General features: G+C 45.6%; 12 protein-coding genes. 3 read left to right on the top strand and 9 right to left on the bottom strand.

Going from position 1 to position 11,628, the window contains the following annotated elements; all coding sequences use genetic code 11:
• The first annotated feature begins 98 nt into the window (after positions 1–98).
• Complete coding sequence (locus ACFI32_RS01595) at positions 99–302, top strand: CsbD family protein (RefSeq protein WP_462624736.1); 204 nt, start codon at positions 99–101, stop codon at positions 300–302.
• A gap of 580 nt (positions 303–882) precedes the next feature.
• Here the strand turns inward: ACFI32_RS01595 and ACFI32_RS01600 are convergent.
• The 3 genes from ACFI32_RS01600 to ACFI32_RS01610 all read right to left on the bottom strand — a co-directional run bounded on the left by ACFI32_RS01600 (position 883) and on the right by ACFI32_RS01610 (position 2,851).
• Positions 883–1,590 (bottom strand): ZIP family metal transporter, encoded by a 708-nt coding sequence (locus ACFI32_RS01600; RefSeq protein WP_462624737.1) that lies wholly within the window; start codon positions 1,588–1,590, stop codon positions 883–885.
• A gap of 233 nt (positions 1,591–1,823) precedes the next feature.
• Positions 1,824–2,135, bottom strand: coding sequence for an NGG1p interacting factor NIF3 (locus ACFI32_RS01605; protein ID WP_462624738.1), 312 nt, complete (start codon positions 2,133–2,135; stop codon positions 1,824–1,826).
• A gap of 95 nt (positions 2,136–2,230) precedes the next feature.
• Positions 2,231–2,851, bottom strand: a complete 621-nt coding sequence (locus tag ACFI32_RS01610; protein ID WP_462624829.1) for a DNA-3-methyladenine glycosylase — start codon at positions 2,849–2,851, stop codon at positions 2,231–2,233.
• 202 nt (positions 2,852–3,053) lie between these two features.
• On the opposite strand from ACFI32_RS01610, the gene darT reads away from it, so the two are divergent.
• Positions 3,054–3,698: a type II toxin-antitoxin system toxin DNA ADP-ribosyl transferase DarT gene (gene darT, locus ACFI32_RS01615; RefSeq protein ID WP_462624739.1), complete on the top strand. Its 645-nt coding sequence runs from the start codon at positions 3,054–3,056 to the stop codon at positions 3,696–3,698.
• Between the two features lie 72 nt (positions 3,699–3,770).
• The gene (darG, locus tag ACFI32_RS01620; protein ID WP_462624740.1) at positions 3,771–4,871 is read left to right on the top strand and encodes a type II toxin-antitoxin system antitoxin DNA ADP-ribosyl glycohydrolase DarG; all 1,101 of its coding nucleotides are present in this window, start codon (positions 3,771–3,773) and stop codon (positions 4,869–4,871) included.
• Between the two features lie 197 nt (positions 4,872–5,068).
• Here darG and ACFI32_RS01625 read toward each other — a convergent pair whose 3' ends face one another.
• The 6 genes from ACFI32_RS01625 to ACFI32_RS01650 form a co-directional block, all read right to left on the bottom strand.
• Positions 5,069–5,872: a class I SAM-dependent methyltransferase gene (locus ACFI32_RS01625; protein WP_462624741.1), complete on the bottom strand. Its 804-nt coding sequence runs from the start codon at positions 5,870–5,872 to the stop codon at positions 5,069–5,071.
• A 623-nt stretch (positions 5,873–6,495) separates the two neighbouring features.
• Positions 6,496–7,275 (bottom strand): transglutaminase-like domain-containing protein, encoded by a 780-nt coding sequence (locus ACFI32_RS01630; protein ID WP_462624742.1) that lies wholly within the window; start codon positions 7,273–7,275, stop codon positions 6,496–6,498.
• A gap of 283 nt (positions 7,276–7,558) precedes the next feature.
• Complete coding sequence (purC, locus tag ACFI32_RS01635; RefSeq protein ID WP_462624743.1) at positions 7,559–8,272, bottom strand: phosphoribosylaminoimidazolesuccinocarboxamide synthase; 714 nt, start codon at positions 8,270–8,272, stop codon at positions 7,559–7,561.
• 101 nt (positions 8,273–8,373) lie between these two features.
• Positions 8,374–8,685, bottom strand: coding sequence for a hypothetical protein (locus tag ACFI32_RS01640; RefSeq protein ID WP_462624744.1), 312 nt, complete (start codon positions 8,683–8,685; stop codon positions 8,374–8,376).
• Positions 8,686–8,785: 100 nt separating this feature from the next.
• Complete coding sequence (dapA, locus tag ACFI32_RS01645) at positions 8,786–9,691, bottom strand: 4-hydroxy-tetrahydrodipicolinate synthase (RefSeq protein WP_462624745.1); 906 nt, start codon at positions 9,689–9,691, stop codon at positions 8,786–8,788.
• A 456-nt stretch (positions 9,692–10,147) separates the two neighbouring features.
• A complete protein-coding gene (locus ACFI32_RS01650; RefSeq protein WP_462624830.1) occupies positions 10,148–11,512 on the bottom strand; it encodes a Do family serine endopeptidase in 1,365 nt (454 codons plus the stop codon).
• Positions 11,513–11,628: the final 116 nt, after the last annotated feature.

Below are 11,628 nucleotides of genomic sequence, written 5' to 3' on the forward strand. Positions count from 1 at the left end.
CAGCATGACTGTCAACATAACGTATGGCTTGAACGCTAAAAAATAGATAATAACTACCATAGCAATTAACGACTAAAGCAACCATAAGGAAGATAACAATGAATGAGAATACATTAAAAGGTAATTGGAACCAGCTCAAAGGCTCAGTAAAACAAAAATGGGGCGAGCTGACTGATGATGACTTAGATCAAATCGAAGGCAGCCGTGACAAACTGGTTGGCCGCGTACAAGAACGCTATGGTCATGCTCAAGATCATGCAGAGCGTGAAGTAGACGACTGGCGTCGCGATAACAACTACTAATCACGAGCCATCATACAAAAAGCTATTCGTAAACATAAAAAAAACCGTATGCCAATGACATACGGTTTTTTATTGTGTACTGACGATGACTGTCTTGATGCTGTTTTTTTGCAAAAACAACTTTTTGAGACAAATCACCATACGCCACGCTAGCCATCATCATGTGGCAAATACGCAACCTCCAGACACGATAAAACCGCATAGCAATCACTGTTATGCGGTTTTATTGTTGACGATCCTTGTTACCCATCACGACTGTGTTAAAGACATCCTTGCCTCATATGCAGTATATTGTGACAGCTGGGCATCCTGCCCTATTTCTTACAACGTCTATTGGCAATCAATTGCCAGCAGCACGGGTGTTGTGTCCTTTCTTCAGTTGCCGTTATCATCCTGATGCGAGCAATTGAATCATTATCCTTAATGCGGTTCACTCAATCCTTGAGTCACATTCCCTTGTGCCGTGTGTTTATAATGTCAAAATGTTGCCCTCTTGTTAAGTCGCGTGAGCGTCATTGCGTGTAAGCATATGCTTACACGATACTCATTATCAGATGGTTTTTGGCCTCTATTATCGTTTTTACAATACCATTTCACCGACCACCCCCAACAAAAAGCCAAGCGAGGCTCCAAGCGAGGTCAAATAATGGTTTTCAAGCTTGCTCTCAGGAATGATGTCTTGAATCAATAAATACAAAATACCGCCACTGGCAAAAATCATCAGGTGCGCGGTCAGATCGGGATGCTCTCGCAAGAAAAAATGCCCAATCAGCGCGGAGATGACACCAAAAAAGCTCAGCGCAAAAAATATCCATAAGGTTTTGCGAACGCTAAATCCGCTTTGTACCAAATCGCGAAAAGAGTTAAACGACTCAGGCAAGTTCTGTAACCCGATAAACAGCGCCAACAGTAGCGCGACTTGCGGCTCAATAGCAAACACCGCCCCAAGCGCAATCGACTCAGGGACAAAATCCATCATCATCGCCAATAAGGTTGCCTGTTGACCACCTGAGCGCGCCAGCCGAACATCAATGAGCATAAACAGTCCCGCGCCCAGCAAAAACGAGCCCATCACGCCCCAAACGCTTAAGGTTTCCATACCCTTTGGCACCAATACCAGCGCCAAAGCTGACAAAATAATGCCCGCTCCAAACGACATCAATGTATGGATAATCTCATACTTGACGGGACTGTCTTTGACATGATGGTCGAATAGATTGGCCAACAGTCCGCCTATAAAAACCGTTGCCCCCGCAAATCCTGAAAATAGTATCAATTGTAATGGCATGTTTGCTCGCTTCCGTGGCTGATTAAGCCCTATATCATAAAACTTAAATATCGCGTGGTCGCGCACTTGTGACCATGTAACAACACTAAGGACACGCAACATCAAACTTAGCGGTTATAAATGGTAAATAACATCGCTTTGAGCTTATAAAGTCGATAGGTGACGACGTGTCAGTTTAAGCGTCTGTTAAATCAGTCCTTAGCTTGTATGGTCTCACGTGTGACCAGTAATGCTCACATATCCAGCACTTTTATCACATCATAAGCGGGCGTTTCATAAGGATGCACCTTTTTTAAAGCGGCAACACTAGCAGCAATAAACGCATCATCGACCACCATCTCAACGCGCCATTCGGTGACCGTCGTTAGGTTGTCTTGTTTTCCTATGTGCGGTGCACTACCCGCTAATGGCATAAACTGTCCGCGCCCTTGTACTTGCCAGCAGCAGCGCTCATAAGCGCCAATCTTGCCAGCACCAGCGGCAAACAAGGCCGACTTTACTGCTTCTAAGGTGTTATCAGGAATAAACACAGTGAGTTTATACATTGTCATACCTCTATGGATTGTCGATGCGCCCAGTCTAAGGTCGAGAGCCTGCGAGCACCTATCAGCGACCCAAACGGCACAAAACGTTAATGGTATTATTTCTTAGATAAAGAAGGATGATCAGTCCAGATATAACGCAGAAGCCAGTCTTTGGCCTCGCCTGCGTAATCGATGCCAATACGCGGACGCAATGAGATGGGCGGCTGACAACCATCCTCCTCAACCCACAACCCCGATGCTGGATAAATGGTTTTGCCGTACAAGTCACGCGTGACTTGCAAGCGTTTGGTTAGCTTGCCTGGTCCTGCAAACTGCTTGATGTGAGTCAGCTGCTTGTCCGTACTGAGTAGTTGCTCTTCGATCAAGCGATCACTATCATCGGTTAAAAAGCCTGCCCGTATCAGTACCGACTCAGGCGATTCAGCAGTGCTGCTGACCAAATTGAGCATGTGGTGAATGCCATAGGTCAAATACACATAAAATACCCCGCCCTCAGCATACATCATCTTTGTGCGCGCTGTACGGGTGCCTGCGTGCGCGTGACAAGCGTTGTCCTCCTCGCCAATATAGGCCTCCGTTTCCGTAATCCGTACACGCAGCACCTTTTTACTGCCATCACTGTCCGTTATTTCGCGGCAAAGTATCTTGCCAATCAAGTCAGCAGCGACCACACAGGTCGGGCGGGTAAACCATTCAGGCGTGAGTATTGTGAGTATGCTATCAGTGTTTTGCGTATCGTTATTTTGAGCGCTCATGTGATGTCCACGTTTGTCTTATTGTCATTGTTAGTACAATGTCTATTAAGCTAGCACAGCTTAAAGACAGATAACGTAAGACGCTGTAAACACATAACGGTTTTGTGTGCATTTATATATGACTACGCTATAGTAGCTTTGTATAATATAAAAGGTCGGTTTTATGACACCATCACACAAGCAATATACTTTTTTAAACGCCGTTAATGCGCTAATATGGCGTATCGTACATCGCAAAAACATTCCACTACTTATCCAACAGGGGTTGCGTTGCGCTAATCAATGTGAGCCAAACACCGCTTATCATACGATAGGCAATCAAACTATTATTAATAAACGTAATAATGTCATAGTATCCGTAGGCAGTGGTGGTACGTTAAATGACTACATTCCTTTTTATTTCACCCCCTTCTCACCCATGATGTATAACATACATACTGGCTATAATGGTTCAATAAAAGTAGCTAATGAAGATATCGTTATTTTAGTTGGCTGCTTGCATGACTTTAAAAGCGGCGGTATTGATTTTGTATTTACCGATGCCCATGCCTACATGGCATATACCAATTTTTATACAGATCTAAAAGACTTAACTCATATTAATTGGCCAATATTACAGCAAAGAGATTTTCAACGAGGGACGATGGATAGCTATCAAGCCGAAGCTTTAATATACAGATATGTACCCCTTAAAAATCTTACAGCAGTTTTGTGTTATAACGAGTTGGTCAAATTGGATATCGAAAGCCAGTTTAATCAGGCTAATATACGTTTACCCGTACACGCAAGACCTGACCGCTATTTTTAGCATTTATAATGCTTTAACCATTTTGCAGTGAAAACAGTCTACTACTGCTCCGCAACAGAGAGAAGTTCAATCATGATTACTTATACTCAGGGCAACCTCTTAGAAGCTGATACAGAGGTTTTGGTAAATACGGTTAATACTGTGGGTATTATGGGCAAAGGTATTGCTTTAATGTTTAAAGAACGCTATCCACAAAATATGCAAGCCTATGCCCATGCTTGTGAGCAACAGAAAGTCAAAGTGGGTAAGATGTTTGTGACGCCTACGGAAGAATTATTGGGAGCAAAATGGATAGTAAATTTTCCTACAAAACAGCACTGGCGTAATCCTTCTAAAATGGAGTGGATTGATTCAGGATTACAAGATTTACAGCGTTTTATTATTGAAAATAATATTCAATCAATTGCTATTCCCCCTTTAGGCGCTGGAAATGGTGGCCTAGAATGGAACAATGTTAAAATAAAAATAGAGCAGCACCTCAGTTCCTTGGCTGATGTTCGCATCGTCATATATGAGCCAACGCCTACATACCAAAATACGAAAAAGAATTCGGGCGCGACCAAGCTCACTCCCGCTAGAGCACTGGTATTAGAACTTATACGCCAGTACCTTTCTGTTGGTATGGACTGTAGTGAAGTAGAAGTGCAAAAGATGGTATATTTTTTGACTCGCATTATTCAGGCTAAAAATATGAAAGATCCCTTTCGTCTCACTTTTAAAGCCAATAAATATGGTCTTTATGCTCATAATTTAACGCACTTGTTGAATAGTTTAGACGGCTATTATATTAGTGCAGATAAAAGAATAGCAGACAGTCACGCCTCTGAACCTGTTATACGTTTCAATTATCAATATCAAGATGAAGTACAGCAATATTTGCAGAAACATCACACTGAATTTATGCCTGCCCTATCTCAAACGCTTCAGATGATTGAGATGTTTGAATCTCCATTTGGTATGGAGCTTTTAGCTACTGTTGATTGGTTAATAAGCAAGAAAAAAGTGAAACCATCACTGAATGCTGTTAAAGAAAGCTTGCATCATTGGTTCTTTGCATTTGAAGATAACCAAGGGCAGCAGCGGAAAAGCCATATGCTCAATGATAAAGCCATCATCACCGCACTTGAGCGATTACGCGGATTTAGTTATGAGCCATCAGCATTGACACATTAATAACTATCACAAAATACGCTATTTATAGAGAAAAAACTGAGCGCATGGCTCAGTTTTTATGCTTTATCATTATTGTATCTATTGTTTGTCGATACTGTTCATTAACCAGATTTTATCCGTGTTACAAATGTCCATGCTCTATTATTACCTATCCCAAAATCCTATATCAATGAACAGATATAACAACAGGTGTGCATTTACGACACAGTAGCCGTTATCGTTATCACATCCGTTGTGAATGTTCCATCTGCTTGAATATTATAATAGTCTTTCACCTCCTGACCTATATGCTGCTGCAACTTGAGTATGGCTGTGACATAGGCCTCTGGTGTGCGCATACGAGTCACCCAGCTCTCAAACGCTAACGCGAGTTTATGGGTCTGCGTCTGCTGAACATTTAGACCCACTTTACCGAACATATATTGCCATTCACTGCTAGAATAATCGCGTACATGGCTATTGTCACGTAGCATCTCTATCGTCTGCAAAAAGCTATCACAGAGCGGGCTGGCTGGCGCCATGATATCTATCAACATAATCTTACCTTTAGGCTGACACACACGGCGCATTTCGCGTAAAGCAAGTGGCACATCCTGCCAATGGTGAGCAGAAAAACGGCTAATGACCACATCAAAATGATTGTCAGGAAACGGTAGCGACTCCGCGATACCTTTAACGGTGATGATATTATCTAGTTTTTTCTGTTTGGCTGAGTCAATGACAACTGCTAGCATCTTTTCAGACAAATCATAGGCAATCACTTGCTGAGCAAACGGGGCAGCATGAAAGCTGATATGCCCAGCGCCACTGCCCAAATCTAAGACTTGAGGGTAGTCAAACTGTTGTACCAGACGTTCGACGTCAGAAAACTCTGCGCCAAAAGCGTGAACGCTACTGGTTAAATACCTCTCAGCTTGAGACCCAAACTGTTTGTCTACTAAGCAGTTATGTGTTTTAACATCAGTTTGTGCTTTTGGTGGGGCATTGTTTATGGTGCTCATAGTATCTCACTCCTATAAATAGGGTTGTTGTGATAATAGCCAAACCCATTAGATATAGCATGCTATTGACCTTGTAATGGACAATAGCGACTAAGAAAAATATCAAGATATAGGATAATTAATGGAATTAATATTGATATATTAAGTAACTATTAATAACTTATAGTTATTAATTAAAGTTAAACTCTACAAGAGCTCTTATATGCTAGAACCTAAACAAATTGATGCAGCATAGGAAACACGCTCGATTGAACGCTATTTTTCTTGCTATACCATTTTCATAATGGTTTCACTATACTCATCCATCAATCATATTCTCTCATAAAGGTCTGTGTTGACATTTAAAGGCTCATCTCATAACTGATATTCTTAATATAATTTTGCATAAAAAAACTGAGCACATGGCTCAGCTTTTTTATGCTTGATCCTCATTGACCCCTGCTGTTAATCGCGTAGAAACAAACTTGGGGATGTTCAATAGACAGCTTCATGCTCATGATCCCAGTTGGCGATTTTATAATCATTAAATTTGTATCTAACCCTATGAGCAAAATCACTGCCGACGCACTCCTTTCATGGCAGTGGGCATCGCCTTACATGCAGGCCTGCCTAGGGTCAAAACCCTAAGCCTGTCTAATCACGGATACGGACTGGTTAACCAATTCTATGGATCCGAACGCGGTTAAGAACGCGACGCTGGACGCATCAGATCCAACACCGATGCGGGCCATCGTGTCGGCTTCTGCCATGCCAGTCGGGTCAATCAGGTGCCAGCCCCCTTCAAGATAGACCTCAGCCACGGCATGAAAGTCTTGCGGCGTCACATCAGGCGCATAAACGCTTGCGAACCTAGCTGGTATTGACGACGCGCGCGCTAGTGTCACGAGAACATGCGCAAAGTCGCGGCAGACGCCCTGACGTTGAACAAAGCTGTCAAGCGCGGTGGTCTGTGCGTGGCTCGATCCGGGCACATAGCTAAACGCTGACTCGATCCAATCGCGCATCGCAGCAATCCGCGCGCCGCCAGCGAGGTCGCCAAATTCAGCATCCACAAAGGTTTGAAACTGGTCTGATGGGCAATATCGAGACGGCATCAAATGTCTGATCGCCTCTCCGGGCAAAAGATGGAGAGGCACCTGGGACAGTGCTGATATGTCTAAGGCAGGACGGTCAACGGTAATGTCTGCGATGTAAGTGCAGCTAAAATCCCCTTCAGCGCGGATCCAAATCCGCTCTCCTATACCATCATCGGCGGCGACCCGTGAAAAATGCCTGACATCTGATGTCCAAAGTTCGGCCGAACACACCTGCTGATCGGCAAGATCGGCAGCTTCGATCTGAAGCAAAAGATCCATTGGTGCAGAGAGCCGATAATGAAGTTTGACGTTAAGTTTTAGAATCATGTTCAAACTCCCTAAGAGTATTGATCTGGCAGGCTGATGATCGCACGGGACTAAACTGCCCCTATTACATCAGAGATTGGTTTACTTGAGTCAAGCCGTAATGCCTGACAAGATGACATTATCATAATATCGCTTTTCAAACGCATTAGCATACAGCCAAAGATTTAGCCATTTTTAGCCCATTTAGTGATAAACGTTTGAATGAGGAACACGCCCTAATATAATGCCATAAAAAAACTGAGCACAGAGCTCAGTTTTTGATTATACGCTAAGTATGACATGCTTAGTCTAACGGCACACCAATACGGGTTGCCACTTCTTCGTAAGCTTCAATCACGTCACCCAATGACTGACGGAAACGGTCTTTATCCAGTTTTTTCTTGGTGTTTTTGTCCCAGATACGGCAGCCATCTGGTGAGAACTCATCACCCAAGACGATGCGGTCATGGAATACACCAAATTCAAGTTTAAAATCAACCAGTATCATGTCGCCTGCATCAAACAACGCTTTGAGCACATCGTTGACTTGGTAGGTCAGCGCTTTCATGCGGTCGATCTGCGCTTGAGTCGCCCAGCCAAGCGAAATAGATACTGAATCATTGACCATTGGATCACCCAGCGCGTCGTCTTTATAAAACAACTCGAACGTTGGCGGCGTCAATGCTTGACCTTCCTCTAAGCCCAAACGGCGCACTAGGCTACCTGCGGCAAAGTTACGCACCACGCACTCAACAGGGATCATATCCAAGCGCTTCACCAGCACTTCGTCATGTGACAACTGCTTTTCAAAATGGGTTTCGATACCCGCTTCGGTCAATTTTTGCATGATAAAGGCGTTAAAGCGGTTATTTACCTCGCCTTTACGTGCCAATTGCTCAATACGCTTGCCATCAAGCGCTGAGGTATCGTCACGGAAGTGTAAAATCAAAAGATCGTTGTCGTCCGTCTCATAGACAGATTTGGCTTTGCCTTTATACAGCAGTTGTTGCTTTTGCATCGTGGGGAGTCCTGTTCGTTCAGCTTATGTGGTAAAAACGCGCAGCGACCGCTGATGGCAGATAGCGCCTACCATCGCGGTACAAATAGAGGTAACCGTTATCAGTTAGGCGCGGGGCTAAGGGTACGCTCAGGCTTGGGCAGTTGATACTGCTTGCCTGCTTCGTTGGTTAATTTAAGCGTGTTGCCGCTTGCATTTGGCGTTGGATAGAGCGGTACAAAGGGCGCGGTTTCTTGCTCAGCAGGCAACTCTAGCGGCGACAGTTTTTTACTGTCTTGGTATTCTAAGCTGCCATTATCACGCTGTCCAAGCCAACCTTTTGCCGTTTGACAGCCGCTCAGTAGCAAGGTGCTGCCAAGGACGATACTGATCATGGTCAGCACTGATTTTTGGGCGGTAAATGATGTTTTCATCATATGATCTCTACGTTGTTTCTCAAAGCAAACAGCCAGCTGCGACTGTGGTCATCATAGCTGGCGCGTTACGGATCGGATATCAGGCAGACGTACTTGCTTAGAGCAAGTTGGCACGCACAAGCGCGTCATCAATCATGGCATGATGCTCATCTGCCAGCCAAACCAGCGGCAAACGGATGCCTTTTTCAATCAAGCCCATTTTGTGTGCGGCATATTTGACAGGAATCGGGCTTGATTGGACAAACAAATCACGATGTAAGTGCTTGATGCCATCATGCACGCTATCGGCCGTTTCAAAGTCGCCGCGTAGCGCGGCGCTGAAGACTTCACTCATCGCTTTTGGGGCGATATTGGTGGTGACAGAGATGTTACCTTTGCCGCCCACGCGCATCAGATCCAGTGCAGTGCCATCATCACCTGATAAGACAACGATTCTATCGCCCATGGCTTTGATCAACTGTTCGCCGCGCGCGACTGAGCCTGTAGCGTCTTTGATGGCTACGATGTTATCAAAGTCTGCTAAGCGCTCGATGGTATCTTGGGCAATGTCCACCACTGTGCGGCCTGGTACATTATAAAGCATCTGCGGAATATCGACCGCTTCAGCGATGGCTTTGTAATGTTGATATAAGCCTTCTTGCGGTGGCTTGTTGTAATAAGGGGCAACCAACAGGGTGCAATCCGCGCCTGCATCGGCGGCTTCTTGGGTCAACTTGATGGCTTCGGCGGTATTGTTCGCGCCTGTTCCTGCGATAACAGGGACGCGGCCATTGACATGTTTGACAAAATAACGGATAACCTCGCTGTGCTCTTGCATCGATAAGGTTGCAGACTCACCAGTTGTACCCACAGCGCCAAGGCAATGTGTGCCCTGCTCGATCTGCCAGTCTATGAGGTCTGCCAGACGTTTATAATCAACTTTACCGTCAGGGTGCATGGGCGTTACTAAGGCCACCATTGAGCCTTGTAGTCGGGTTTTGATATCGTCGTATGCTGTGCTCATAACCGTGCCTTACTGTATTATCCTAGCTTTTATCAAAGCTGTCACATGATAGGTCGTGGACAAGGACGCCGCCTTGCGTGATGGGTTTGTTTCATGATGTTATGCGTGTGCTTATACGTTGGTGATAATCACACTAAAACGCCTGTTAGTGTAGCATATTTTAATTTGCCTACCAGTCATCAATTCACTGTGGATGAACATTGATTGAGCAGATGGCCTACCATGCGTTGATGATTGACAATCAGTGTAGCGTAATTGCTTGGTATCAGTTGTGATTTGTGAGCATTATTAACCAATGCTCAACACAGCGAGATGCTCACCGCTTGATAACCTCACCGCTCAATAACAATGATACGCCATGACAAAGGCACTCGATATACTCGGTACAAAAGCATTCGATGCAACGGTGTCATTGTATACCTGAATCACGATAAGTGCATGATGGCGGTGTCCAGTCTACTCAATTCGCAAGCCAATAATGGCTGGAATACCTTGACGTACCACTTCGATAGTCACCACACCGCTTTTGGGCAGTGACGATATGGCCTTTGACATATCACTGACTTTGGCAATCGGCTTTTGATGCAGGTTGGTGACCACATCACCCGCCTGCAGCCCTGAGCGCGCCGCCAAACCTGTCGGATCTACAGCGGTGATCAGCACACCTGTTTTGCCATCTGAGGCCAGCTCGGCTTTTTCTTCAGGCGTGAGGTTGCGCAGGCGCAGTCCCAAACGTATTTCATTGTTCTGCTCATTACTGCCCTCTGCTTGTACATCACTAGGCGCGGTACTCAGCTTGCCAGTCACTATGAGTGACTTACCATTACGCTGCACTTGGGCGCGAAACGCATCATCGGGACGGGCACGGTTGATGAGGTTTAATAAGTCAGAGGCCAGTGTAATCTTACTGTCATTGTACTGCAGGATAATATCTCCCGCTTTTAGGCCTGCTTTTTGGGCAGGTGAGTCAGGCGAGACGCGAGTCAAGAGCGCCCCTTGTGGACGCTCAAGGTTGTAAGCTTCGGCTAAGTTGCGGTCAATATCTTGCGGATAAATGCCTAGATAAGCACGCGTCACCTCACCGTTATTTTTCAGCTGCTCATAGATGTCCATTGCCGCGTCAATGGGAATGGAGAATGACAACCCCATATAGCCACCTGTGCCACTAAAGATACGCGAGTTGATTCCGATCACCTCGCCGCGCTGATTAAACAGTGGCCCGCCTGAATTACCGGGGTTTAAGGCCACGTCCGTTTGAATGAACGGCACGCTGGTCTCACGCGAGAAGCTACGCGACTTGGCACTGACGATACCTGCTGAAGCTGAGTAATCAAAACCAAAAGGGGAGCCAATTGCAAGGACGGGCTCACCAACGTTAATGCTGTTCGAGTCACCGATCGGTAAGGCAGGAAAACGATTGCCTTCAACTTTTAGTACCGCCACATCAGAGCGCTCATCGCTGCCCACGACGGTAGCGTCCAGCTCAGTACGGTCGTTTAAGGTAACGGTAATGGTATCTGCGCCCTCAACCACATGATGGTTGGTGAGCATATAGCCATTACTGGTCACAAAAAATGCAGTGCCATAAGCATGCTCAACGGCAGGCTGCGCGGGCTGATCTGGTAGCTGTAAGCGGTCACCAAAAAACTGTCGCAGCAGCTCAGCGGTTTGTGCTTGAGCCAGCTCAGCTTCGCTGACGTTTTTAGTGACATTCACACGAGCAACCCCAGGCGTGACCTGCTGTACCAATCCCGAAAAATCAGCGGTAGTAACGGCCGCTTGGACAGGTAAGGCGGTGGTCATACTCATGCCTGCAATCATAGCGGTACTGATGGCGACGGCTAAAGTGCGGCTTTGGCTACTGCGCTGGCACCAGCGCGTGAGCTGCTGGGTGATTGGTGGTCTGTGCATGTCATTCCCTTATACGATATTGCGGC

The sequence above is a fragment of the Psychrobacter sp. PSi21 genome, from assembly GCF_054960615.1.